This window comes from Sphingopyxis selenitireducens, assembly GCF_051550705.1.
Taxonomy (GTDB): Bacteria; Pseudomonadota; Alphaproteobacteria; order Sphingomonadales; family Sphingomonadaceae; genus Sphingopyxis.
Map to the genome: position 1 here is coordinate 603451 of NZ_JBPULG010000002.1, position 26204 is coordinate 629654.

Below are 26204 nucleotides of genomic sequence, written 5' to 3' on the forward strand. Positions count from 1 at the left end.
CATGATTCAAAATCAGGAATGGCCATGGACAATCGGTTCGGCGATATCGAAACCTTTCTGGCGGTGGCGAACGGCGGCAGTTTCGCGGCCGCTGCGAAAGCGCTCCGTCTGACGCCTTCCGCCGTGAGCCGGAGCATCGCCCGGCTTGAAGGGCGATTGGGCGTGACGCTGATGCGGCGGACGACGCGCTCGCTTGCGCTGACCGCCGAAGGGATCGCTTATCGCGACCGGATGAGTGCGCTGCTCGCCGAACTGGAGAGTGTCGAGAGCGGGCTCGGGAGCGCGCAACAGGGACCGCGCGGACTGCTCCGCATCAATGCATCGCCCTCGATCGGAACGATGGGGCTCTTGCCGATCCTGCCGCGCTTCACCGCGCGCTATCCCGACGTCACAATCGATCTCGCGCTGTCGGACGCCATCGTCGATCTGGTCGAAGAGCGCGCCGATATTGCGATCCGCATCGGCCCGCTACGCGACACGCAGCTCCGCGCCAAGAAGCTGGGGCATAGCAGGATGATGCTCGTTGCCAGCCCTGATTATCTTGCGCGCCGTGGCACGCCCAGGACGCCCGACGATCTGGAGGGGCACGATTGCCTGCGCTTCAGTTTTCGTCGTTCGGTCGATAGCTGGCCGTTTCGTATCGACGGAAAGATCGTTTATCGGCCGGTGCACGGCAGTTTCTTTGGCAATTCGGGGGACGTGGTGCGCCTGATGGCGGTTGCGGGCGGCGGGATTGCGCGGCACGGGCGTTTTCACGTCGCGGCGGATCTGGCGGCAGGTCGCCTCGTCGAGGTGCTTCCCGATCATAATCCCGGTGACGGAGAGGATATTCACGCGCTCTACGCGCCCGAAGATCGTGCGGCAGCGCGCATCCGCGCTTTTCTGGATTTTCTCGACGAAGAGCTTGTGATCGAGGGTTAGCCGATCCGGTATGGCACGACATCGCGCCGGTCGGGATCGACCAGGATCGGGCGGTCGCTCGGTGGGAATGCCCGCTGGTCGCAATCGTCGCGCGGACAGATGCGGCACGACGGGCCGATCCGGGTCGCAGCCTGCGGCGCGCTCACATCGACTCCGTCGGCATAGACGAACTCGCCCGCATATTGGGCCTCGCATCCCAGCGCGACGGCGTAGCGGCGCGGGCTGCGCGCATAGCTGCCCGACGGCTTCACCAATCCCTTTGCCATCGAAACATAGCGCAGCCCGTCGGGCGTCTCGGCGAGCTGGAACAAGATGCGGTCGGGGATCGCCGCGGCCTCATGCACCACCCACAAGGGGCAGGCGCCGCCGAAGCGCGCGAATTGCAGCCGCGTCGCGCTGTGCCGTTTGGTGATATTGCCCGCCATGTCGACGCGGCAGAAGAACATCGGAATGCCGCGTGCGCCGGGGCGCTGAAGGGTCGAAAGGCGGTGACACGCCTGTTCGAAACTCACCCCATATTCCAGCCGCAGCCGGTCGATGTCATGGCGCACCGCGCGCGCGCTGGCGCGAAAGGGGGTATAGGGCATCAGCACCGCGCCAGCGGCATAGTTGGCGAGTCCCACGTGGAGCAATTGGCGCGCCGCCGCCGTGCGCAGCGGCGAGGCTTCGACCACCGCTGCGATTTCGCGCGTCAGGGCAAGCGCGGCGAGTTGATGCGCTAACTGAAAGCGGCGGGTTTCGGCGGGCTGTGACGGATCGATCACCAGATGGCGCATCGTCGCGTCATAGTCGCGCAGCGCCTGATTTTGCCGATAGACGATCGAAATGCCCAGGCCGCCTTGCAGCCGTCGTTCGATGGCCTCGATCGCGGGCGAATGCTCCCGTCCGCGAAGTTGACCCGCCAGCGCCTCGGCGGCGCGATCGAGCCGGTCGACATAATTGCCCGCGTCGTGGAACCAGTCGCGCACCTCTTCCCACGGAAGGCGGCTACCCTCGGCCGTGCCGCCGGTCAGCGCCTCGTCGATGATCTGGAGCCGCTGTCCTGCGCGGCGATAGGCGGCGTGGAGCGCAACAAACTGGTCGGCAAGCTGCGGCTGTTGCAGCGCCGCGCGCTCAAGCTGTTCGGGCGCCAGCGGCGCGGCGGCGAACAAAGGGTCGGCAGCGGCTTCGCGCAGCGCCCCCTGACGGCGATCGTCGGCGTCGGTGGTGACTTCTTCCCATTCCAGCGGGAACAGGCGTTGCAGCCGGTCGAGCAGCGCCGGAGTCAGCGGCCGGTCGTCATGCTCGATCTGGCTGAGATAGGAAGTCGATATGCCAAGAGTATCGGCGAACTCGGCCTGCTTCAGGGCGCGGTCGATGCGGAGTGCCTTTAGCCGGCTTCCTGCGAAGATGCGTTGGCGTGACATGCGGCGAACTCCTCGAAGGAAGGGGGTAGTTTGCAAACAATCACTTTGCAACTTTGCAAATTCACATTTGCGCCAGATGCGCAAAGGGGGCAGGGGAAATGATCCGAATTTGATGGAGAGCCATGTGTCCGCCAATATCGCCGAAATGGAACGCCGCCGTGCAGCCGCCGCGCTGGGTGGCGGGCAAAAGCGCATCGACGCGCAGCACAGCAAAGGCAAGCTGACGGCGCGCGAGCGGCTCGACGTGCTGCTCGACGAAGGCTCGTTCGAAGAGCTCGACACCTATGTCGAGCATAATTGCACCGATTTCGGCATGCAGGATCAGATCGTCCCCGGCGACGGCGTTGTCACCGGTTCGGGCACGATCAACGGCCGCCTCGTCTATGTCTTCAGCCAGGATTTCACCGTTTTCGGCGGCTCGCTGTCGGAACGGCATGCCGAGAAGATCATGAAGGTGATGGACAATGCGCTGAAGGTGGGAGCGCCGGTCATCGGCCTCAACGACAGCGGCGGCGCGCGTATTCAGGAGGGCGTTGCAAGCCTCGGCGGCTATGCCGAAGTGTTCCAGCGCAACGTGCTGGCGTCGGGCGTCGTGCCGCAGATCAGTCTGATCATGGGCCCCTGTGCCGGCGGCGCGGTTTACTCGCCCGCGATGACCGACTTCATCTTCATGGTGAAGGACAGCAGCTACATGTTCGTCACCGGCCCCGACGTGGTGAAGACGGTGACCAATGAGGTCGTCACGCAGGAAGAGCTTGGCGGCGCGATCACGCACACGACCAAAAGCTCGGTCGCCGATCTGGCGTTTGAAAATGACATCGAGGCGCTGCTCGCCGCACGCGATTTCTTCGACTATCTGCCCGAGAATAACCGCAGCGGGGTTCCGGTGCGCCCGACCAACGATCCGTGGGACCGCGCCGAGCCGAGCCTCGACACGCTGATCCCGCCGTCGGCGAACCAGCCCTATGACATGCACGAGCTGATCCGGAAGACCGTCGATGAAGGCGATTTCTTCGAGGTTCAGCCGGCGCATGCCGCGAACATCATCTGCGGATTCGGCCGCATCGAGGGGCGCACGATCGGTATTGTCGCGAACCAGCCGCTGGTGCTGGCGGGTGTGCTCGATATTAATTCGTCAAAGAAGGCGGCGCGCTTTGTGCGCTTCTGCGATGCGTTCGAAATCCCGATCATCACCTTCGTCGATGTTCCGGGCTTCCTGCCCGGCACCGCGCAGGAATATAATGGCATCATCAAGCATGGCGCGAAGCTGCTGTTCGCCTATGCCGAGGCGACGGTGCCCAAGATCACGGTGATCACGCGCAAGGCCTATGGCGGCGCCTATGACGTGATGGCGTCGAAGCATCTGCGCGGCGACCTCAACTATGCCTGGCCGACTGCAGAAATCGCGGTGATGGGCGCCAAGGGCGCGGTGGAAATCATCTTCCGCAGCGATATCGGCGATCCCGCGAAGATTGCCGAGCGTACCAAGGAATATGAGGACCGCTTCGCCAACCCGTTCGTCGCGGCATCGCGCGGCTATATCGACGAGGTCATCCACCCGCACAACACGCGCAAGCGGATCGCGCTTGGCCTGCGCAAGCTGCGCAACAAGAATATCGAGAATCCCTGGAAGAAGCACGACAATATCCCGCTGTAGATGATCGAGATGGAGTGGGTCTGGGCGTTTATTTCGGTTTTTTGGACGTTTGGCGTTTGGATGGTGGTGCGCACGGCTTTGGCGATGGGCAAGAGATGGGATGAGGCCGGATTCATTGCCAACGGCCTTGGCACGAGAATTGAGCGTGCGACTAATCCCTTAGGCTTCTCTCTCGCTCGATGGGGCATTCGGTTTTTTGCAGCTTTTGGCGTGCTGTTTGTCTTGGGCGGAATCGCAGTGACAATTGGGTGGATTGTGAAAGCGATATGAAGTCGAGGGACCAATGTTTTCGTAGGTAGCTCGTCGATTGTGACCCGAGGCACATCGTCTACGCCGGGCTAGAGGCAAGAGCAGGAAGCGGCTACGCTGCCGCGATGGTCTTGATTTTTCAATGAGGTTTGAAAATGCGTAAGCTTCTTCTCCCCCTGTCGATCCTTCCGCTTCTGGCTGCGGCACCCGCCGCATGGGCGTTCGATCCCGACACCCCGATCGACGAACCTCGGCCAGCCTTTCCCGTTACGCTGGGCAGCGAAGAGAATGAAACGATCGGAGCCGCGTTCCGGACCGCCTTCGGGCTTGCGAAGGGCGCCGAAGCAACGGCGGTGCGCGAGATTGACGGGCGAACCTATCAGTTCCGTCCCGCGGCGATCCATCTGCTGGCCAACAATGTCGGCGTGCTGCTGAGCCTCGGCAGCCTTGACGATGCGGGGCACAGCGACGGCGGGATCAACGCGATCCATTATCTGCAGGGCGGCCCGTCGGGCTGGCAACGCAAGGGCGAATGGCTGAACCTCGGTGCGGTCGGCACGGTCGGCAATGCCGCGACGAGCTGGGCCTTCAGCGATGCGATCGGCAAGAACGCCTATCTGGTCACGGCGGGCGGCGGCGTGTGGCAGGGCTGCGCGATCAGCACGGCGACGCTGACCGAACTTGCGCCGGACGGCCCGGTCGATCGCGCGGGCTTCACCGACGGGATGAGCTCGGGCGCCGGGATCGGCCAGAAGGAAGAGCAATATGAGGGCGTGATCGCGGCTGCGGTTCCCGACAAGAATTTTACCGTCGCCTACACCGGAACGCGGGCGTTCAAGCAGCAATATATATTGAAGAACGGCAAATATGAACTGGTCGGAAAAGACCAGATTCCGGGTTGCTGAGGAGAAAATGATGAAACTGGGTCGTCTCAATCATATCGGTGTTGCGACGCCGTCGATCGCCGACAGCATCGTCTTTTATCGCGATGTGATGGGGGCGACCCGAATTCACGAGCCGTTCGACCTGCCCGAACAGGGCGTGAAGGTGTGCTTCGTCGACACGCCCGGCGCCGACGGCGCGCTGAACGGCACGCAGATCGAGCTGGTCGAGCCGCTGCCCGGCAACACCTCTATCGCGGGCTTTCTCGAGAAGAACCCGGCGGGCGGGCAGCATCATATGTGCTACGAAGTCCCCGATATCCACGCCGCCAAGGCCGAGTTCGAAGCGCTGGGCAAGCGCGTCCTCGGCGAACCGCGCATTGGGGCGCACGGGACTTTGATCTTCTTCGTCCACCCGCGCGACATGGGCGGGGTGCTGACCGAAATTATGGAAACGCCGCAGGGCGGCCACTAAAAATCTTACCCCCTCTCCCGTCGGGAGAGGGTTGCGCAGCCTTGGTCCGACGGACCTAGGCGAAGCTGGGTGAGGGGATGGAACTATCGAGAGGGCGCTGCCCTCACCAACTCCGGCTAGGCGGCAAAGCCGCCAAGCCTTCATATCCTCTCCCGGTGGGAGAGGGAGGGATTGCAATATGACCGACAAACCGACCATCGACCAATGGGCCGCCGCCGCGACCAAGGAAGTCAAGGGCAAGGACCTCACCTGGCACACGCCCGAGGGGATCGACGTCAAGCCGCTCTACACGGCGGAAGACGTCTCGGTCGATCCGGGCCTTCCCGGTTTCGCGCCCTTCACGCGCGGTGTGCGCGCGTCGATGTATGCGGGGCGGCCGTGGACGATCCGGCAATATGCCGGTTTTTCGACCGCCGAGGAATCGAACGCCTTCTATCGCCGTAACCTTGCCGCGGGCCAGAAAGGCCTGTCGGTCGCCTTCGATCTCGCGACCCATCGCGGCTATGACAGCGACCATCCGCGCGTCGTCGGCGACGTCGGCAAGGCGGGCGTCGCGATCGACAGCGTCGAGGATATGAAGATCCTGTTCGACGGCATTCCGCTCGATCAGATGTCGGTGTCGATGACGATGAACGGCGCGGTGATCCCGATCCTCGCCTTCTTCATCGTCGCGGGTGAAGAGCAGGGCGTCGATCGCAAATTGCTCGACGGAACCATCCAGAACGACATCCTCAAGGAGTTCATGGTCCGCAATACGTACATCTACCCGCCCGAGCCGAGCATGCGGATCATCAGCGATATCTTCGGCTATACGTCGCGCGAGATGCCGAAGTTCAACAGCATCTCGATCAGCGGCTATCATATGCAGGAAGCCGGCGCGACGCAGGTGCAGGAGCTGGCCTTCACTATCGCCGACGGCATGGAATATGTGAAATATGGCGTGGCGTCGGGGCTCGACATTGACAAATTCGCCGGGCGGCTGAGCTTCTTTTTCGCGATCGGCATGAATTTCTTCATGGAAATCGCCAAGCTGCGCGCGGCGCGCGTGCTGTGGCACCGGGCGATGACGACGCTGGGCGCGCAAGACGAGCGCTCGAAGATGCTGCGCACGCACTGCCAGACCAGCGGCGTGTCGCTCACCGAGCAGGACCCGTACAACAATGTGATGCGCACGACGATCGAGGCGATGGCGGCGATGCTGGGCGGCACCCAGTCGCTCCACACCAACGCGCTCGACGAAGCGATCGCGTTGCCGACCGATTTTTCGGCGCGTATCGCGCGCAACACCCAGATCGTCATCCAGGAAGAAACCGGGATGACCAAGGTGGTCGATCCCCTGGGCGGCAGCTATTATGTCGAGGCGCTGACCCAGCAACTCGTCGACGCGGCGCAGGAGATCATCGACCGCGTCCAGTCCGAAGGCGGGATGGCAAAGGCCGTTGCGGCAGGCTGGCCCAAGGCGATGATCGAAACCGCCGCCGCCGCCCGGCAGGCGCGGGTCGATCGCGGCGACGATGTGATCGTCGGGGTCAACAAATATCGCCTGAAGGACGAAGATCTGCTCGAAACGCTTGAGGTCGACAATACGAAGGTGCGCGAGGCGCAGGTCGCACGCATCAACAAGACCAAGGCGAACCGCGATGAAGCGGCTTGTCAGGCGGCGCTTCAGGCGCTCCGCGATGGAGCGGCGGGCGAGCAGTCGATCGAGAACAACCTTCTCGCACTCGCGGTGGAGGCAGCGCGTGCCCGCGCGACACTCGGCGAAATCAGCTCGGCGATGGAAGAAAGCTTCGATCGCTACGGCACCCAGCCGACCCCGGTGAAGGGGGTCTATGCGGCGCCCTATGAAGGTGACGCCCGCTGGCAGCAGGTGCTCGACGGCGTAAAGGCGGTCGAACGCCGCATGGGCCGCAAACCCAAATTGCTCGTCGCGAAAATGGGGCAGGACGGTCATGATCGCGGCGCGAACGTCATCGCCTCGGCGTTCGGCGACATGGGTTTCGACGTCGTATCGGGGCCTTTGTTCCAGACACCCGATGAAACCGTCGTCCTCGCGCTCGACAGCGGCGTCGATGTCGTCGGCGCGTCCAGCCTTGCCGCGGGGCACAAGACGCTGATTCCTGAACTGATCGGCAAGCTCAAGGAAGCGGGACGTAGCGATATCAAGGTCATCGCGGGCGGGGTGATTCCGCCGCAGGACTATCAATATCTGCGCGACGCCGGGGTGCAGGGCATCTATGGACCCGGCAGCAATGTCGTCGAATGTGCCGCCGACGTGCTGAGGCTGCTTGGGCATAATATGCCGCCGCTTGATGCGGATCAGGCCGCCTGAACCTTATCCTGTGATGGAGATGTCGAAGCCGTGACCCACAAACCCGAAACACTGGCGGTCCATGCCGGAACCGCGCCCGACCCGACGACCAAGGCGCGGATCACGCCCATCTATCAGACCGCATCCTATGTCTTCGACGATGTCGAACATGCCTCGCGCCTGTTCAACCTTCAGGAATTCGGGAATATCTACACCCGGATCATGAACCCGACCAACGGCGCGCTCGAAGGCAAGATTGCGGCGCTCGAAGGCGGTCAGGCGGCGCTCGCTGTCGCGTCGGGTCACGCCGCACAGTTCCTCGCATTCCACACGCTGATGGAACCGGGCTGCGAAATCGTCGCGGCGAAGAAGCTTTATGGCGGCTCGCTCAACCAGCTTGGGCACAGCTTCCGCAAAATGGCGTGGAACACAAATTTCGTCGACGCCGACGATGCGGGCAATGTCGCCGCCGCGATCAATGACAAGACCCGCGCGGTGTTCATCGAAAGCCTCGCCAATCCCGGCGGCGTCGTCCAGGATATCGAGGCGATCGCCAAGGTCGCGCATGATGCCGGCGTGCCGCTGATCGTCGACAATACGATGGCGTCGCCGATGCTGTGCCGCCCGATCGAGCATGGCGCCGATATCGTCGTCCATTCGACGACCAAATTCCTGAACGGTCACGGCAATGCCATCGGCGGCGTGATCGTCGATGCGGGCAGCTTCGACTGGGCGAAGGGCGGCAAATATCCGACGCTCAGCGAACCCAATGCCTCTTATCACGGGCTGAAATTCACCGAGGCGTTCGGCAATCTCGCCTTCATTCTCGCGGCCCGCACGCTTGGCCTGCGCGACCTCGGCCCGGCGCTCGCGCCGATGAACGCCTTTCTCGCGCTCACCGGCATGGAAACGCTGGCACTGCGGATGGACCGGCATTGCAGTAATGCGGTCGAACTCGCGAAATGGCTGAAGGCGCATCCGAAGATCAGCTGGGTTTCCTATGCGGGCCTCCCCGACAGCCCGTACCACGAACTCGCCCAAAAATATCTGGGCGGACGTGGCGGATCGGTGTTCACCTTTGGCCTGAAGGGCGGATATGACGCGGGGGTCAAGCTCGTGTCGTCGGTCGAACTGTTCAGCCATCTCGCCAACCTCGGCGACACCCGCTCGCTGATCATCCATCCCGCATCGACCACCCACAGCCAGTTGTCCGAAGACGAACTGGTGCAGGCCGGCGCCGGCCCCGACGTGGTGCGCGTGTCGGTGGGGATCGAAAATATCGAAGACATCATCGCCGACCTCGCACAGGCGCTGGAGAAAATCGCATGACCGAAGACATGACCCGTACCGACTGGACGCGCGAGGAAATCGCCGCACTGTTCGATCTGCCGTTCGACGAGCTGATGTGGGAGGCGCAGGGCGTCCACCGCCGCCATCATTCGCGCGGCGAGGTGCAGCTTTGCACGCTCCTGTCGATCAAGACCGGCGGCTGCGTCGAGGATTGCGGCTATTGCTCGCAGTCCAAGAGCGCCGACAGCGGGCTGAAGGCGACCAAGCTGATGGACGTCCGCGCGGTGCTCCAAGCGGCGGCGCAGGCGAAGGATTCGGGGTCGCAGCGCTTCTGCATGGGCGCCGCATGGCGCAACCCCAAGGAACGCGACATGCCCGCGATCGTCGAGATGATCGAGGGCGTGCGTCAGATGGGCATGGAAACCTGCATGACGCTGGGGATGCTCAGCAAGGAACAGGCACAGACGCTCGCGGTCGCGGGCCTCGATTACTATAACCATAATATCGACACGAGCCCCGAAAATTACGGCAATGTCATCACGACGCGGACCTTTCAGGAACGCCTCGACACGCTGGAAGAAGTGCGCAGCGCGGGCATCAACGTGTGCAGCGGCGGCATCCTTGGCATGGGCGAGAACCGCGCCGACCGCGTCGGCTTCATCCACGCGCTTGCGACCCTGCCCGAACATCCGGGCAGCGTTCCTATCAACGCGCTGGTCCCGGTGAAGGGCACCGTGCTCGGGGACATGCTGGCGGGCACGCCGCTCGCGGCGATCGACGACATCGAATTCGTCCGCACCGTCGCCGTCGCGCGCGTTACCATGCCTATGAGCATGATCCGCCTGTCGGCGGGCCGCGAGAGCATGTCGGACGCAACGCAGGCGCTTTGCTTCATGGCGGGCGCGAACAGCATCTTCACCGGCGACAAGCTGCTCACCACCGCCAATGCCGGTGACAGCAAGGATGCGGCGCTGTTCGCGAAGCTCGGCCTCAAGCCGATGGAGAGCGAAGAGCCGATGCGCCGGGACGCAGAGATGGAGGTTGCGGCCGAGTGACCCGCAAGCCGCTCCTTGCTGTGCTGATGTCGCTGCTCCTGCTTCCCGCCTCCTGCGCGCTCGGCGTTGTGGCGGGCGATATGCAGGGCGTGCGGCTGGGCAGGGCGCCGGGTGCGGGCGGCCCGCTGTGGGTCGAAAATCTGCTTTGGATCGGTGCGCTTGCGCTGATCCTCTATTGGGCGCGGCAGATCAGCCGCCTGTATCGCAAACCTGCCATTGAACCGGCACCGAAGGAAACGACCGAATGATCATCGCACCTTTGCTCCTCTTGTCCGCGATGGCGGCCGAGCCCGCGGTAGATTGCGACAATGCGATGGCTCAGTTTGAGCTGAACGCCTGCGCCTATCAGGAATATGAACGCAAAGACGCGGCGCTCAACGCACAGTGGAAGCTGACGGCTGCGGCAATGAAGGTGCGCGATCGCAAGCTCGACCGCAGTTCCGACAATCGCCCCGGCTATTTCGACACGCTTCTCGCCGCGCAGCGCGCCTGGCTGACCTATCGCGACAAGCATTGCGCCAGCGAGGGGTACACAATGCGCGGGGGTTCGGCCGAACCGATGGTGATCAGCGGCTGCATGGCGACGCTCACCGAACAACGCACCAAAGATTTAAAAGCCCTCATCGAGGAATATTGAGACGATGTTCAAGAAAATCCTGATCGCCAACCGCGGTGAAATCGCCTGCCGCGTCATCAAGACCGCGCGCCGCATGGGCATATCGACCGTCGCTGTCTATTCGGACGCCGATGCGCGCGCGCCCTTCGTCCAGATGGCCGACGAGGCGGTACATATCGGCGCGTCGCCCGCGTCCGAATCCTATCTGATCGCCGACAAGATCATCGCCGCGTGCAAGGCAACCGGAGCCGACGCGGTGCATCCGGGCTATGGCTTCCTGTCCGAACGCACGAGCTTCGCCGAAGCGCTGGCCAAGGAAGGCATCGCCTTCGTCGGCCCGCCGGTGAACGCGATCGCGGCGATGGGCGACAAGATTGAATCGAAGAAGCTCGCGATGGAAGCGGGCGTGAACGTCGTTCCCGGCTTCGTGGGCGAGATCGACGATACCGAACATGCCGTGCGTATTTCGAACGAGATCGGCTATCCGGTGATGATGAAGGCGTCCGCAGGCGGCGGCGGCAAGGGCATGCGCCTTGCCTATGACGAAAAGGACGTCCGCGAGGGTTTCGAGGCGACGAAGCGCGAAGGTCTCAACAGCTTCGGCGACGACCGCGTGTTCATCGAGAAATTCATCCTCAACCCGCGCCACATCGAAATCCAGATCCTCGGCGATCAGCACGGCAACATCCTCTATCTGAACGAGCGCGAGTGCAGCATTCAGCGTCGCCATCAGAAGGTGGTCGAGGAAGCGCCGTCGCCGTTCGTGACCGAAAAGATGCGGAAAGCGATGGGCGAACAGTGCGTCGCACTCGCGCGCGCCGTCGGCTATTACAGCGCGGGCACCGTCGAGCTGATCGTGTCGGGTGCCGATCCGACGGGCGAGAGCTTCTATTTCCTCGAAATGAACACGCGGCTTCAGGTCGAGCATCCGGTGACCGAGGCGATCACCGGCATCGATCTCGTCGAACAGATGATCCGCGTCGCCGCGGGCGAAAAGCTCGAGATGACGCAGGACGACATCAAGATCGACGGCTGGGCGATCGAGAACCGCGTCTATGCCGAGGATCCCTATCGCGGCTTCCTGCCATCGACCGGGCGCCTCGTGCGCTATCGCACCCCCGTTCCCGCATGGGCGGGCGACGAGCGCGGCGAGGATGGCGTGCGCGTCGACGCAGGTGTCGAAGAGGGCGGCGAAGTGTCGATCTTCTATGATCCGATGATTGCCAAGCTGATCACCTGGGGCAAGACGCGCGACGAAGCCGCCGATTTGCAAGTCGCGGCGCTCGACCGTTTCGAGCTCGAAGGGCTTGGTCACAATATCGATTTCCTGTCGGCGATCATGCAGCATCCGCGTTTTCGCGCTGGCGAACTGACGACCGGCTTCATTGCCGAGGAATATCCCGAGGGCTTCTCTGGCGCGGAAGTTGAAGAGGATGTCGTCCGCGCGCTCGCCGCGATCGCAGGCTTTATGGCGAGCGCCGAGGCCGATCGCGCCCGCCGCGTCGACGGCCAGCTCGGCGACCGGCTCGAACCGCCTGCCAAGTGGCAGGTCAGCGTCGGCGGGGCGGCGCACAAGGTCAAGGTTGGCCACAAGCACATCAAGGTCGATGGCGACAAGGTCGATATCGCGCTCGAATATACGCCGGGCGACCGGTTGGTGGTTGCCGACATCGACGGCAGCGAACTGGCGGTCAAGGTCGCGAAGACGCGCAGCGGCTGGCGGATGACGGCGCGCGGGCGCATCCACACTGTTCAGGTTCTGCCCTGGCATGTCGCGCCGCTGTCGGCGCATATGATCGAGAAGATTCCGCCGGATCTGTCGCGCTTCCTGATCTGTCCGATGCCCGGTCTGCTCGTCGCGCTGCACGTCGGCGAAGGGGACAAGGTCGAAGCAGGCCAGCCGCTCGCGACGGTCGAGGCGATGAAGATGGAAAATATCCTTCGCGCCGAAAAAACCGGCGTGGTAAAAACCGTCAACGCCGCGCAGGGCGACAGCCTTGCCGTCGATGCTGTCATTCTGGAGATGGAATAGGCGTTCGCTTGCTGCTAACGGGTGACCGTTGGCACAAGGGGCAAGATTATGAATCGGCGCAATTTTCTGGCAGGCTCGGCGTTCGCCGGGCTTGCCTTGACGCACACGGCGGCACAGGCGCAGTTCGGTAATCTGGGCGATGTCGTCAAAGGTCTGGGCACGCCGAAACTGCCGAAATTCCTGCGCGGAGCCGATCCGGTTTCGACGAACATCAAGGACGCGGTCTTTGGCGACCCGTCGAAGGATGGCTGGAAGCCGCCGGCGAAGGTCGGCAATCTGATAGCACTGGCGCGAACCTCGGCGGGCGGGTTTACCCTCGCCGCAGGCTATTACCGCATGACCGCGCAAAGCTATTGCCTGCACGCCGGGACGCACGGGCCAGGCGGCGGTGACGGCTATCTTTACGCGCCGCTCAAAGGGTCGGCGCGCGAAGCGGTGGCCAGCATATTGCAGAACAGCGTGGCAAAGCCCGAGATAACTCAGCACGATATTCAGCTTCTTCTGTGGGCGATCGTGTCGCGGTCGAAGTTCGAGGATCTGAACAGCAATCTCAAACTCGTGGCCGGCCAGCTTCTGACCCCCAAGCAGATTGCGTCGTTGAACCGCAGCGCGCTGTCGGTGCTCACGAGTTCGGAATTTCAGCGGGTTGTGGGCGGTGTTCCCGAACCATTGCGGAGCGTGATGGAAGCCGAATCGCGGATGCGCAGCATGTTTTCGGGTCCGGCGCTGGCTTATCAGGACATGGAGCGCGTCGCGATGCTTGCGGGTGCGGTTCCTGTCGGCCCGGGAAGCGTCGACACGCCAGCGACGCGGTGGAGCCGGCACCCCGACGGTTACCTGGTACGCTATGTCCCCAGCGGATATAGTCAGACGCTGGTCGAAATCTGGGTCGAACCGGCGGGCGCCGGGGTTGGCGCCATCTATGATCCCGCGCAGCATGTTGCGGTGCCGGGCAACACGTCGCGGCAGCGACTGGCGCTGTCGGGCCGCGAATATCGGCGATAGAGGGCGATGCGATGCACTTGAATCATGACATGGCCGCACCGGCGCTGGACACCATTTCCTTCGACGACTTCCTGAAGGTCGACATCCGCGTCGGGACGATCCTGAGCGCGGAGCCCTTTCCCGAGGCGCGCAAGCCCGCGTACAAGCTGCTGATCGATTTCGGACCGGCGATCGGCACGAAGAAGAGCAGCGCGCAGATCGTCGACCGTTATGCGATCGAGGAATTGCCCGGGCGGCAGGTTGCGGCGGTGGTGAACTTCCCGCCGCGGCAGATCGGCAAGTTCATGTCCGAAGTGCTGACGCTGGGTTTCGCCGACGAAGCGGGCGCGGTGATCCTTTTCGCGCCCGACCGGGCGGTGCCGAACGGATCGCGGCTCTTCTGACCTTTCATCGCTGCGCGAGGCCGGTTAGGCTGTGCGCGGGAAACAGGGGGAAAAGAGACTATGAGCTTGCCGGTAACCGCTTTCGTGGCCGCCATCTGCGCGCTGCTGCTTTTGTTCACTGCGATCGACACCGTGCGTCAGCGCCTGCGGCTCCGTGTCGCGTTCGGCGACGGCGGCGACGATCGGCTGATCAGTGCGGTCCGCAGCCACGCCAACCTTGCCGAACATGCGCCGATCGTCATCATATTGATCGGCCTGCTCGAAACCGTCGAGGCGAACCATATGGCGCTGATGGCGATCGGCGCGATCTTCCTGATCGGCCGCGTCGCGCATATTGTCGGCCTCCATGCGCCGGTCAGCGGCAAGCCGCCGGTGCCGCGCCAGATCGGCGTCATCGCGACCTGGGCCAGTCTGCTACTGCTCAGCGGCTGGACGCTGTGGATGCTGGCGACGGTGAATCTGTAAAAGCTTCGTCCGGGGCGACGAAGAGGATAAGGTTTAGTCGACCAGCGCCACCGCGCGGATCCACCCCGCGCTTGCGCGCTCGATCTTCACCGGAAAGCAGCTCAGCGTCCAGCCGGTCGGCGGAAGCGCGGCCAGATTGGTCAGCTTCTCGATCTGGTAATAGGGCCTGATCCGCCCGGCCTTATGACCTTCCCAGATGATCGAGGGATCGCGCGTTTCGGCCCAGCGGCGCGCGGTGTGGCTGAACGGCGCGTCCCAACTCCACGCGTCGGTGCCGACGACTTTTACGCCGCGTGTCGTCAGGTAAAGCGTTGCCTCGGCGCCCATGCCGCAACCCTGATCGGTGAAATTGTCGGTGCCATAGACTGCGCCCGACTGGACCAGCACAATGTCGAGCGGCTGAAGATCATGCCCGATCCGCGCCAGTTCGGCTTCGACCTCGGCGCCGCGCACGACATGCCCCGCCGGGCGGTCCGAAAAATCGAGCTTTACCCCGGGGCGAAAGAACAGGTCGAGCGGCGCTTCGTCGATGCTCGGCGCCGCGCTCGCGCCGCTGTCGGTGGTCGAATGGAAATGCCACGGCGCATCCATATGCGTGCCATTGTGGGTGCTGAGCGTCAGGCTTTCGATCGCCCAGCCTTCGCCGTCGGGCAAGTCGTCCTTCGTCAGCCCGGGAAAGAACATCGCAATCTGTTCCCACGTATTTTCGTGGGTCATGTACGTGATCTGCGGGCGCATCACCGGCGGGTCGGAAATGACGTCGTTGGTGATCGGGATCGAAAGGTCGATGAACTGCATGGGGTGCAGTCTGCCATCATCGGCCGTCCTCGCCAAGAAGACTTGCGCGCCGCCGCTTGCCCGGTAGATATGCGGCAAAGCCCCGTACAGCGGGGCAGGGGAGAGTGTATGACCGACCACGCCGCCGCCGCCCATCCGGGCGCGGACTATCAGCCGACCGCGAAGGATATTCGCATGGTTATCGCCGCTTCATCGGCGGGGACCGTGTTCGAATGGTATGATTTCTTCATCTACGGCACCTTGGCGGCGATCATCGGCAAGGCCTTTTTCCCCAGCGACAATGCGACGCTCGAAGTGCTGCTCGTCTGGGCTGGCTTTGCGGTCGGTTTCGGGTTTCGGCCACTCGGCGCGGTGCTGTTCGGCTTTCTCGGCGACCGTCTGGGACGCAAATATACTTTCCTCGTCACCGTCACCCTGATGGGGATCGCGACCGCCGGGGTCGGCATGATCCCTTCGGCGGCGTCGATCGGCATCGCGGCGCCGATCATCGTCATTGGTCTGCGCATCCTGCAAGGCCTTGCGCTCGGCGGCGAATATGGCGGTGCGGCAATCTATGTTGCTGAACATTCTCCGCCCGGAAAACGTGGTTTCTACACCAGCTTCATTCAGGCGAGCGTCGTCGGCGGTTTCGTGCTCAGCCTGATAGTCGTCCTCGGCTGCAAGGCGCTGATGTCGGACGCGATGTGGGAAAGCTGGGGCTGGCGCGTGCCTTTCCTGCTGTCGCTGATCCTGCTCGCCATCTCGCTGTGGATGCGCCTGAAACTTTCCGAAAGCCCGGTGTTTCAGGCGATGAAGGCGCAGGGCGAACTCGCCAAAAATCCGCTAAAGGAAAGCTTCACCTATCCGGGCAATCCGCGCCGTCTGTTCATCGCGCTGTTCGGGATTGCCGCAGGGCTGACGGTGATCTGGTACACCGCGATGTTCTCTGGCCTTTCCTTCCTGAAAGGACCGATGAAGCTCGACGACACGGCGGCCGAAATCATCGTCGGTGTTGCCGCCGCGGTCGGCATGGGCTTCTTCCTGTGGGCCGGGCATCTCTCGGATCGGATCGGGCGCAAAAAGCCCATCGTCTGGGGCTATGCCGCGACGCTGGTTCTGCTCTTTCCGCTCTTCTGGCTGATGGGCAGCGTCGGCAACCCCGCGCTGACCGCCGCTGCGGAGAAGGCCCCGGTGACGGTCACGGGATCGCAGTGCAGCTTCGACCCCTTCGCACAGAAACAGACGACAGCCTGCGGCAAGACGCTGGGCGAACTGACCCGGCTTGGCGTGCCGTACAACATCGTCACGACGGCCAGCAGCTTCGACAGCGTCAAGGTCCTGATCGGCAATCGCGAGGTTGCGGGTGAAGACCCCGCCATACTCAAACCCGCGCTCGAGGCGATGGGCTATAATTTCGAAAAGCAGGTTCCAGGCGTGTTCGGCATCGCTGCCATTCTTCTGGCGCTTCTCGGGCTCTGCGCTCTGTCGGGCTTCACCTATGGCCCGGTCGCGGCGCTGCTATCCGAAATGTTCCCGCCGCATGTTCGCTATTCGTCGCTCTCGATCCCTTACCATCTTGGCACCGGCTATTTCGGCGGCTTCCTCCCCCTGATCGCGAGTTTCATCGTCGCCAAGACCGGCGATGCCTATTCGGGGCTCTGGTATACCTGGGGCGTCGTTCTGGTCGCCTTCCTGATCACCGCCTTCATGCTCAAGGACCCGGTCGAAGGACAATGGGACAAGGCATCGGGGGGCTGATCAGCCCATTGGCGCTATCGCCAAACCCGTCTAGTGGCGGGGGAATGATTTCTATCCCGTCGCCGCTCCGGCTCCGCCTCGATTCCGCAGCCCTTATCGCCAACTGGCGCTGGCTAGCCGCAGAGAGCGGCGCGGCTGCGTGCGGCGCGGCGATCAAGGCCGATGGCTATGGCCTCGGCGCGCGCGCGGTGATGGCGCATTTGGTCAAGGCGGGCTGCCGCGATTTTTTCGTCGCGACATGGGGCGAGGCAGCGGCATTGATGCCGCTTCCCGAAGGCGTGTCGCTTTCGGTCCTCCACGGCGTCGGCTCGACCGATATGGTTGCGGCCCGGATGCTTCCCGCACGCCCGGTCCTCAACAGCCTCGAACAGGTCGCGCGTTGGCGCGATGCGGGCGAAGGGCGGCCGTGCGATGTCATGATCGACACCGGGATGAACCGGCTGGGTCTGCGCGTCGAAGAGGCGTCGGGCGGCGCGCTTGATGGCCTCGCTATTCACACGCTGCTCAGCCACCTCGCATCGGCGGACGAGGACAGCCCGCAAAATGCGCAGCAGCTGGCGGCTTTTCGCGCGGTTCGTGAGAAGGTTCCCGCGCGCCGATACAGCCTCGCCAACAGCGCCGGTATCTGCCTCGGCGCTGAATATGCTTTCGACCTGACACGTCCAGGCATCGCGCTTTACGGCGGAATTCCGCGTGCCGAGTCCGAAGGAAAACTCCGCCAGGTCGTTTTTCCCGAAGCCCGCCTGTTGCAGATGCGCAGCGTCCCTGCGGGCGAAAGCGTCGGCTATGGCGCGACCTGGACAGCACCCGCCGACAGCCGCGTCGCGGTCGTCAACATGGGCTATGCCGACGGCTATCTGCGCTGCCACGCGGGCAGGGGCGGCGCGACCTGGAATGGCAAGGCCCTGCCGCTGATTGGCCGCGTCTCGATGGACCTGATTGCGTTCGACGCGACGGGCGCCGCCGGGCTGAACGAAGGCGATTGGCTGGCCATCGACTATGATCTGCCCGGTGTCGCCAGCGCGAGCGGCCTGTCCCAATATGAATTGCTGACCGGGCTCGGGGCGCGCTTCGACCGCTTTTGGGTCTAGGCGCGCCGCCGATGCCTGATCAGAAGCTGGCGCTGGCGCCCAGCCGGAAATAGCGTCCCATCACCCCGCTGAAATAGGTGATCGTCCCGCCCGTCGCCGGATAGGGATAGGGCGGCTGCTTGTCGAAGACGTTGTCGACCGTCAGGCGAAGGCCGAAACGATCGCCGACGCGGACGCTGGCCCCCATATTGACGAACAGCACGCTCGGCAGGTCGCCAAGGCCGTCGGGGTAGAAGTTCGGCGCCGCCTGCGGATTAATCTTGGCCTTTCCGGTATAGTCGAGCTGGGTGAACAGGCCGAAACTGTCATCGCGATAATCGAGGGTCAGCACGCCCTGATGCTTTGAATAGCCGATTGCGCCATCCTGCTTCGTCCGCTGCGAAGCCGTGTCGGCGCGGGTGCTGAGTTCGTCGATATACTGGTATGACAGGTTAAGCCCGAACGAACCCGTGGCGCCGAAGGCCGGGACGCGATAGTCGAGCGCCGCCAGATAGCCTTTGTACCGCTGATCGGCGAGGTTGAGGTACTGGACCTCGATGAAGTTCAGCTGATCGTCGGGCCCGCGCGTGAAGCGCGTGCAATCGGGCGCATTCGGGAAATCGGACGAGTCATAGCAATTGGCGACGATGCTGTCCGCCCCGCCATTGGTGATCGCATCCTTCAGGTGAATGTCGATATAATCGACGCTCGCGCGCAATCGCGGCGCGAAGCGCGGTTCGACGATGACGCCCAGGGTCCAGCTGTCGGACTTTTCGTTGCGCAGTGTCGGATTGCCCTCGATCGCCTGCAGGAAAGTCCGGCTGCTCGACAGCGAGGCAAAATTGGCGGGGAGGCCCGCCGCGGCGCAATTGGTCTGGCGCGTTGTCGGATCCGGGCCGTTACCGCGATTGACCGCATCGCACGGATCGCTCGCAAAACCGAAATAGCTACTCGACGGATTGAACAATTCGGTGATCGCGGGGGCGCGGATTGCGCGCGTGAAATTGCCGCGGATCACGACGTCCGGGACGAGCCCCAAGCGTCCGCCGAGCGTCCAGGTCCAGTCGCCGCCGGCGATCGAATGATCGACATAGCGGACCGCGCCTTTCACTTCGAGCAGATCGATCGGCGCGTCGTTCGAGGACGATATAATGGGCGCGAGAAATTCGGCCGAGAATTCATCCGTGTTGAACTTGCCATAGACCGGCATGACCGGGGTGCCGCGACCATAGCTGATGCGGTCGTTCGCCGGATCGCCGTCGCCATTGCTGTCGGTCAGCGGATCGGGATCGGCGGCGCCATAGAAGAAGGCGCCCGGGTCGAAGTCTTGCGATTCGCTGCGATGCTCGTAACCAACAGCGACCGAGAAATCGCCGCCGGGCAGCTTGAACAGCGGGCCGGTGAGCGAAGCGGTGAACTGTTTTTGCTTGTTCAGCGACACCGGAGTCGCGATCGAGGTGACATAATCGAGCGCGGCTTGCGAATTGCGCCCGGTGCCCAACAGGTTGATCGGCGTACACTGGCTGTTCGGCGTCGTGATCGGCGAATTGACCACGCCCGGACGGCAGACGATGTTGCCGTTGCCATCATCGATCGCATCGACGGCGTTCAGGAAATTCTGCTGCACCAGTTCGCGCGACCTGCTGCTGGTTTTCGACCGGCCATAATTGCCGGCGACTTCCCAATTCCATTGGCCTGTGAACAGATCGAACTGACCGTCGAAGCCGGCGACGAAGCGCATCACCTCGACCTCACCCGTCGAATTGCCGGTCGTCAAATCGCTGTTCGCGCGGGCGAGGTAGAAATAATCCTGCGGAAAGCCGCCCATATTCTGATCGGACATCGGGTTGTTGGCGATCGAGGTCAGGATTGCCGCGCGCGCCGCATCCGACAGGAAGGGATTGTCGATGCTGATCAGGATATTGCCGTCGGGCGATCCGGCGGGACCGGCAAGACCGGTGTTGAACACGGGCTGGGTGCGCAAATTGCGCCCCTTGCTGTTCGAATACCAGGCTTCGCCAAAGAAGCGGATGCCGTCCGACAGTTCATAATTGGCCGTTGCGACGGCGCTATACCGGCGCGTCGAGGCGAGAAGGTTGGTCGTCGGCACCGCGCTGAAGCCGTTGCCGCCTGCGAAATCGGCCCCGAAGGTTCCCGGCGCCCCGGCATATTGGCCAAACGCGATCGGCGTCAGATTGCCATTGGCATCGAAACGCAGCTGATTGCCGCTGCCGTCGGACACGCCAAAATTGGGGCCGACGACGCCGAAGAAGGCAAGTTGCTGTTCGGGGCTGAGCGGAATGCCGTCGCCGACGATCGGAATGCCCGCTTCGGACACGGCAGGCAGGCGGCGATCGGCGTAAAGTTGCTGCAGGAAGGGCGAGGCGGGATCGCTCGCGTTGCCAAAGAACAGATCGCGCGCGAACAGGGGACGGTCGGAACCGGTCAGGCCGTCGGCCTTATTATACTCGCCGGCGATCGTGATATTGCCACGGCCATCGGCGAAATTATGGCCTGCCAGTGCGCGGAAGCGGTAATTGGCCGCGTCGCCCCGGCTCGACAGCCCATATTGGCCGTCGATCTCGAAACCCTGATAGTTGCGTTTCAGGATGATGTTTACGGTGCCGGCAATCGCATCGGCGCCATAGATGGGCGCGCCGCCGACCGCGATCGTTTCGACGCGGTCAACCAGCTTGGTCGGTATGATGTTCAGATCAACCTGACTGCCCGCGCCGGTCGGGCCAAAGGTCGATGCGGTGTTCGACGAAACGAAGCGGCGTCCGTCAACCAAGGTCAGCGTGCGCTGCGAACCGAGACCGAGGAAGTTGGCAAAGGACTGTCCTTGCGACAGTGGCGACTGCGCGCCGACCGGGGATGCGCCGGGTACGCCGAACGCCGGCTGATCCTTCAGCACCTGACCCAGCGTTTCAAAGCCGCGAGCGTCGATGTCGGCCGCGCCGATGACGATCGCGGGTTCGACGGTTTCGAAGCGCGGACGCGCGATGCGCGATCCGGTGACGATGATCGCATCGCCGTCGCATGCCGCGGCGCTGCCGGCTTCGCCGCAAGCGGCCATGCTGTCCTGCGCCGAGGCGACGGGGCTGGCGGCGATGGCCACGGCGAGAGTTGCGGCACTCAGCAAGAGGCGCGGCTTGTTCATTCGATACTCCAAGGACTGTCTTGCACATAAAATGTGCCGGGGGCCTTTAGGTGTAGAAGAAATTTACCAACAAATGATGAAGCGGCGCGGGTGCTGGCGCTTCGCTCGCCATCGCGGATGTTGCAGCACCGCACCCATGTTGCGGCGCATCATATTTTGGTGCTAATGCAAGGGCTGCACACTCATCGGGCCCGGCGCGACGGAAACGCCTTTGCCATGAGTTACTAAGGGAGCGCAGGTCACAATGGCGAAGTCCAAGGCGGTTGGGGACGATGGTGTCGTCACGATCAAGAAATACGCCAACCGGCGCCTCTATGATACCGAACGCAGCTGCTACATCACGCTGGACGATCTGGGCGCGATGGTTCGCGACGGCCGTGAATTCCGCGTCGTCGATGCCAAGAGCGGTGAGGACATCACGCATAATGTGCTGACTCAGATCATCATGGACACCGAAACGCGCGGCGAAACCTTGCTGCCCGTTCCGTTCCTGCGCCACCTGATCGGCATGTATGGCGACAAGATGCAGTCGATGGTTCCGCAATATCTGGAAGCCTCGATGACGGCGTTCCGTAAAAACCAGCAGGATGTGCGTTCGGCGCTTGAGGGCGCACTCGGTGCGAATCCGCTCGCTGAACTGGCACGGCGGAATATGGAAATGTTTCAGCAGGCGGCGGGCGCCTTCATCCCGGCCGTCGGCGGCGGCAAAGGCAAGGACGCCGAAATCGCGGAGCTCAAGGCCGAAGTCGCCGAACTCCGTGCAGAACTCGCCAAGAAGAAGTAATCAGGGCATTTTTCGCCCTCAACGACAGCAAACGGAAAATTCATGGTCAAACATGCGCTCAGCGTAACCCGGCAGGCCGATTTCGCGGCCTGGTATCAGGATGTCATTGCCGAAGCCGACCTCGCCGAGGAATCGGGTGTGCGCGGCTGCATGGTCATCAAGCCGTGGGGTTATGGAATCTGGGAACGCATCCAGAAGGTGATGGACGCCGCGATCAAGGACGCAGGGGTTCAGAACGCTTACTTCCCGCTGTTCATCCCCTTGAGTTTCTTTGAGAAGGAAGCGGACCATGTGGATGGTTTCGCCAAAGAAATGGCGGTCGTCACGCATCACAGGCTGATCGGCGACGGCAAGGGCAAACTCGTCCCCGATCCCGAAGCGAAGCTGGAAGAGCCGCTGATCGTGCGCCCGACATCGGAGACGGTGATCGGCAACGCGATGAGCCGCTGGGTACAAAGCTGGCGCGACCTGCCGCTGAAGGTCAATCAATGGGCCAATGTCGTGCGCTGGGAAATGCGCACGCGCATGTTCCTGCGCACCAGCGAATTCCTGTGGCAGGAGGGCCATACCGCGCACGCCGACCGCGCCGATGCGATGGTCGAGACGCTGCGCGCGCTCGAAATGTACCGCAGCTTTGCCGAGGATGTGCTGGCGATGCCCGTCGTCGCGGGCGAAAAGCCCGAGCATGAACGCTTTCCCGGCGCGGTCGCGACCTATTCGATCGAGGCGATGATGCAGGATGGCAAGGCGCTTCAGGCCGGCACGTCGCACTATCTTGGCACCGGTTTCGCCGAGGCGGCGAATATTCGCTATCAGGACAAGGACGGCGGCCACAGCCTCTGTCACACCACCAGCTGGGGCACGTCGACCCGCATGATAGGCGGCGTCATCATGACCCACGGCGACGACGATGGCCTCCGCTGCCCGCCGCGCATCGCCCCGCATCAGATCGTCATCGTGCCGATGCTGCGCGACAATGAAGAGGATCAGGCGATCCTCGACTATTGCCGCGGCCTCGAAACCGAACTGAAGGCGCTCGACGCGTTCCGCGAGCCCGTCCGCGTCCATCTCGACGCCGGGGCGAACAAGGCACAGACCAAGCGTTGGGGCTGGGTCAAGAAGGGCGCGCCGGTCATCCTCGAAATCGGCCCGCGCGACGTCGCGGGCGGCAATGTCGCGGTGATCCGCCGCGATCGGCTCTACAAGGACGACGGCAAGCTCAACACGGCGTTCGTCGCGAAGGGCGATTTCGTTGCGGCGGCGGTCGCCACGCTCGGCGAGATTCAGGACAATCTCTACGCCGAAGCCAAGGCGCGCCTCGACGATAATATCCGCCGCGATGTCACCGACCTGAAGGCGCATTTCGCCGGTGATGATAAGTTTGTCGGCTGGGTCGAAGTGCAATGGTCGCGTCCGACCGGCGCCGTCCTCGAAGGGATCGTCGAGCAGTTGAAGGCTCTCAAACTCACGATGCGCAACACCCCGCTTGATGCAGCGCCGGTTGACGGTGCCTGCTTCTTCACTGGCGAGCCCGCGACCGAGCGGGTTCTGATAGGACGGACCTATTAATTGGCGAAAGCGCAAAAACCCGCTGGCTTGCCCACGCCGGACCAAATTCTGCGTTTCATTGAAACGAGCCAGGACGCCGTAGGCAAGCGCGAGATTGCGAAATATTTCGGACTTCATGGGGCCGAGAAAATCGCGCTGAAAGCGCTGCTCAAGGATATGACCGACGAAGGCCTCGTCGATCTGGCCGCAGGCCGCGCTTTCCACAAGCATGGCGGCTTGCCGCGCGTCACTGTGCTGCGGGTCGCGTCGATCGACGGCAGCACCGTTTGGGCCGTTCCCGACCGCTGGGAAGCCTCAACCCCGCCGCCGCAGGTCCGCGTGATGGAAAAGGGTCGCAAAGGCGCGCTCGGCGTCGGCGACCGCATCCTCGCACGGACCGAGGAGCGCGGCGCCGGCCATATCGCTCACCCGATGAAGAAATTGCAGGCCGGCGGCGAAACGATCATCGGCGTTCTTGTCGAAGATATGGGGCCGGGCGGAAAGCCGATCCTGTGGCTGCGCCCCGCCGACAAGCGCGCGCGCTATGATTTTGCCGTTGCTGACAAGGGCGATGCCAATGTCGGCGATCTCGTCCGCGCCGAACTGACCGGGCGCGGCCCAGCGATCAAGGCCAAGGTCATCGACCGCATCGGCGATCCCTTTGCGCCGCGTTCGCTCAGCATGATCGCGATCGCGAAGCACGAAATTCCGCACGTCTTCGGCGCCGAAACGCTTGCCGAGGCTGAAATCGCGGCGAAGTTGCCGCTGACTCCTGAGGGCCGAGAGGATTTGCGCGACCTGCCGATCCTCGCGATCGATCCTGTCGATGCGCGTGATCATGACGATGCCGTCTGGGCGATTCCCGACGAGGATCCGGCCAACAAGGATGGCTGGCGCGCGATCGTCGCGATCGCCGATGTCAGCTATTATGTCCGCCCCGATGGCGCGCTCGACCGCGATGCGCGGCGCCGCGGCAATAGCGTCTATTTCCCCGATCAGGTCGTGCCGATGCTGCCCGAAACGCTGTCGGCAGGCGTCTGCTCGCTGAAAGCGGGACAGGACCGCGCGGCAATGGCGTGCCACCTCGTCATCGACAAGCATGGCAAGGTGACGTCATGGCGTTTCACCCGCGCGCTCGTCCGGCTGCACGCGAACATCGCTTATGAACGCGCACAGGCGGCCTATGACGCCGACACGCCCGACGAGGGCTGGGACGCCGACGTCCTGCCCGCACTCAAAAACCTGTGGGCCTGCTGGACGCTGCTCGCCAAGGCGCGGGCCGCGCGGGCGCCGCTCGACCTTGACCTCCCTGAGCGGCAGGTGATCCTCGACGAACAGGGCGGCATCGCGGAGATACGCGTTCGCGACCGGCTCGACGCGATGCGGCTGATCGAGGATTATATGATCGCGGCGAACGTCGCGGCGGCGAAAGCGCTCGAGGCGAAGAAATCGCCCGTGATGTACCGCATCCACGAGCCGCCGAGCCGTGAAAAGCTGGTCAGCCTGAAAGATTATCTCGAAACTTTCGAACAGAGTTTCGCGCTCGGACAGGTGATCACCCCCGCGGTGTTCAACCGTCTGATCGACGGGTTTTCGGAAGACGACCGGCTGCCCGAAATCATGCAGGCGATCCTGCGCAGCCAGACGCAGGCCTATTATGGTCCCGCCAACGCGGGCCATTTCGGCCTCGCGCTCGGCAGCTACGCCCATTTCACTTCGCCGATCCGCCGCTACGCCGATCTGATCGTCCACCGCGCGCTCGTCGACAGTTACAAGCTGGAGGTGCCGGGCAAGGTCAAGGATCTGCCCGCGCGCACCGGGCTCGGCGAGGCCGACGCCAAGGGGCTGTCGCGTATCGGCGAGGCGATCAGCGCGCTCGAACGCCGCGCGATGGAGGCCGAACGCGAAACCGTCGACCGCTATGTCGCGGCCTATCTGTCGACCAAAACCGGCGAAATCGTCCCCGCGCGTATCACCGGGGTCCAGCCTTTCGGCTTTTTTGCAACCGTCGACGGACTCGGCGGCGACGGGCTGGTGCCGGTATCGACCCTCGGTAACGAGCGCTTTTTCTATGATGAGGCCGCGCGCAGCCTCGACAGCGAGCGTGGCCGCGTCAGCTATACGGTCGGGCAACGGCTGGACCTCAGGCTGATGGACGCCAACCCGATCAGCGGCGCGCTGCGCTTCGAACTTCCCGATGCGCCCGAAGGCGGCTTCCGAAACCGCCCGCCGCGCCGCGACGGGATGAAGGACAAGGCCGGCAAGCATCTTGTCGGAAAACGCGGGCGACCTGCGAACATCAAGCACAAGGGCAAACGGCGGTAAGCCTGCCATCTACACTATCGTCACCCCCGCGAAGGC

Annotated in this window: 22 protein-coding genes; 19 read left to right on the plus strand and 3 right to left on the minus strand. The window is 63.3% G+C overall.

The window, feature by feature from the left end; genetic code table 11:
* Window positions 1-24: 24 nt before the first annotated feature.
* Window positions 25-921 (plus strand): LysR family transcriptional regulator, encoded by an 897-nt coding sequence (locus ACSYDV_RS08695; protein WP_438323400.1) that lies wholly within the window; start codon window positions 25-27, stop codon window positions 919-921.
* Here ACSYDV_RS08695 and ACSYDV_RS08700 read toward each other — a convergent pair.
* Entirely contained in the window at window positions 918-2327 is a 1410-nt protein-coding gene (locus ACSYDV_RS08700) for a helix-turn-helix domain-containing protein (RefSeq protein WP_438323401.1), read from the minus strand. The genes ACSYDV_RS08695 and ACSYDV_RS08700 overlap by 4 nt on opposite strands.
* 124 nt (window positions 2328-2451) lie before the next feature.
* Between ACSYDV_RS08700 and ACSYDV_RS08705 the strand changes: the two genes are divergently transcribed.
* The 13 genes from ACSYDV_RS08705 to ACSYDV_RS08765 all read left to right on the plus strand — a co-directional run bounded on the left by ACSYDV_RS08705 (window position 2452) and on the right by ACSYDV_RS08765 (window position 14746).
* Window positions 2452-3984, plus strand: coding sequence for an acyl-CoA carboxylase subunit beta (locus ACSYDV_RS08705; protein WP_438323402.1), 1533 nt, complete (start codon window positions 2452-2454; stop codon window positions 3982-3984).
* The gene (locus tag ACSYDV_RS08710; protein WP_438323403.1) at window positions 3985-4254 is read left to right on the plus strand and encodes a hypothetical protein; all 270 of its coding nucleotides are present in this window, start codon (window positions 3985-3987) and stop codon (window positions 4252-4254) included.
* Between the two features lie 134 nt (window positions 4255-4388).
* A complete protein-coding gene (locus ACSYDV_RS08715) occupies window positions 4389-5138 on the plus strand; it encodes a hypothetical protein (RefSeq protein ID WP_438323404.1) in 750 nt (249 codons plus the stop codon).
* Window positions 5139-5148: 10 nt separating this feature from the next.
* Window positions 5149-5589: a methylmalonyl-CoA epimerase gene (gene mce / locus ACSYDV_RS08720; protein WP_438323405.1), complete on the plus strand. Its 441-nt coding sequence runs from the start codon at window positions 5149-5151 to the stop codon at window positions 5587-5589.
* A gap of 178 nt (window positions 5590-5767) precedes the next feature.
* Window positions 5768-7921, plus strand: a complete 2154-nt coding sequence (gene scpA, locus ACSYDV_RS08725; protein ID WP_438323406.1) for a methylmalonyl-CoA mutase — start codon at window positions 5768-5770, stop codon at window positions 7919-7921.
* Between the two features lie 30 nt (window positions 7922-7951).
* Window positions 7952-9229, plus strand: coding sequence for an O-acetylhomoserine aminocarboxypropyltransferase (locus ACSYDV_RS08730; protein WP_438323407.1), 1278 nt, complete (start codon window positions 7952-7954; stop codon window positions 9227-9229).
* Window positions 9226-10245, plus strand: a complete 1020-nt coding sequence (gene bioB, locus ACSYDV_RS08735) for a biotin synthase BioB (RefSeq protein ID WP_438323408.1) — start codon at window positions 9226-9228, stop codon at window positions 10243-10245. Before ACSYDV_RS08730 ends, bioB begins: the two co-directional genes overlap by 4 nt.
* Window positions 10242-10493 (plus strand): hypothetical protein, encoded by a 252-nt coding sequence (locus ACSYDV_RS08740; RefSeq protein WP_438323409.1) that lies wholly within the window; start codon window positions 10242-10244, stop codon window positions 10491-10493. Before bioB ends, ACSYDV_RS08740 begins: the two co-directional genes overlap by 4 nt.
* Window positions 10490-10882: a lysozyme inhibitor LprI family protein gene (locus ACSYDV_RS08745; protein ID WP_438323410.1), complete on the plus strand. Its 393-nt coding sequence runs from the start codon at window positions 10490-10492 to the stop codon at window positions 10880-10882. The genes ACSYDV_RS08740 and ACSYDV_RS08745 overlap by 4 nt, the downstream gene beginning before the upstream one ends.
* Window positions 10883-10886: 4 nt before the next feature.
* Window positions 10887-12893, plus strand: coding sequence for an ATP-binding protein (locus ACSYDV_RS08750; RefSeq protein ID WP_438323411.1), 2007 nt, complete (start codon window positions 10887-10889; stop codon window positions 12891-12893).
* A 48-nt stretch (window positions 12894-12941) separates the two neighbouring features.
* On the plus strand, window positions 12942-13898 hold the full coding sequence (locus ACSYDV_RS08755) for a hypothetical protein (RefSeq protein ID WP_438323412.1): 957 nt from the start codon (window positions 12942-12944) through the stop codon (window positions 13896-13898).
* Window positions 13899-13909: 11 nt separating this feature from the next.
* Window positions 13910-14281 (plus strand): tRNA-binding protein, encoded by a 372-nt coding sequence (locus ACSYDV_RS08760; protein ID WP_438323413.1) that lies wholly within the window; start codon window positions 13910-13912, stop codon window positions 14279-14281.
* A gap of 60 nt (window positions 14282-14341) precedes the next feature.
* Entirely contained in the window at window positions 14342-14746 is a 405-nt protein-coding gene (locus ACSYDV_RS08765; RefSeq protein WP_438323414.1) for an MAPEG family protein, read from the plus strand.
* 33 nt (window positions 14747-14779) lie between these two features.
* Here the strand turns inward: ACSYDV_RS08765 and ACSYDV_RS08770 are convergent, their stop codons facing one another.
* A complete protein-coding gene (locus tag ACSYDV_RS08770; protein ID WP_438323415.1) occupies window positions 14780-15544 on the minus strand; it encodes a cyclase family protein in 765 nt (254 codons plus the stop codon).
* A gap of 108 nt (window positions 15545-15652) precedes the next feature.
* On the opposite strand from ACSYDV_RS08770, the gene ACSYDV_RS08775 reads away from it, so the two are divergent.
* Both ACSYDV_RS08775 and alr read left to right on the plus strand, forming a co-directional pair.
* Window positions 15653-17281, plus strand: coding sequence for an MFS transporter (locus ACSYDV_RS08775; RefSeq protein ID WP_438323416.1), 1629 nt, complete (start codon window positions 15653-15655; stop codon window positions 17279-17281).
* A gap of 44 nt (window positions 17282-17325) precedes the next feature.
* Window positions 17326-18372 carry an alanine racemase gene (alr, locus tag ACSYDV_RS08780; protein WP_438323417.1) on the plus strand — a complete coding sequence of 349 codons (1047 nt, stop codon included), beginning with the start codon at window positions 17326-17328 and terminating at the stop codon, window positions 18370-18372.
* Between the two features lie 19 nt (window positions 18373-18391).
* On the opposite strand, the gene ACSYDV_RS08785 is transcribed toward alr, so the two are convergent.
* Window positions 18392-21511 (minus strand): TonB-dependent receptor domain-containing protein, encoded by a 3120-nt coding sequence (locus ACSYDV_RS08785; protein ID WP_438323418.1) that lies wholly within the window; start codon window positions 21509-21511, stop codon window positions 18392-18394.
* A gap of 244 nt (window positions 21512-21755) precedes the next feature.
* On the opposite strand from ACSYDV_RS08785, the gene phaR reads away from it, so the two are divergent.
* The 3 genes from phaR to ACSYDV_RS08800 are packed head-to-tail and all read left to right on the plus strand — an operon-like array spanning window position 21756 to window position 26168.
* The gene (gene phaR / locus ACSYDV_RS08790) at window positions 21756-22295 is read left to right on the plus strand and encodes a polyhydroxyalkanoate synthesis repressor PhaR (protein ID WP_438323419.1); all 540 of its coding nucleotides are present in this window, start codon (window positions 21756-21758) and stop codon (window positions 22293-22295) included.
* Between the two features lie 42 nt (window positions 22296-22337).
* Window positions 22338-23864 (plus strand): proline--tRNA ligase, encoded by a 1527-nt coding sequence (gene proS / locus ACSYDV_RS08795; protein WP_438323420.1) that lies wholly within the window; start codon window positions 22338-22340, stop codon window positions 23862-23864.
* Entirely contained in the window at window positions 23865-26168 is a 2304-nt protein-coding gene (locus ACSYDV_RS08800) for a ribonuclease R family protein (protein WP_438323421.1), read from the plus strand. It begins immediately after the preceding gene.
* Window positions 26169-26204 lie beyond the last annotated feature (36 nt).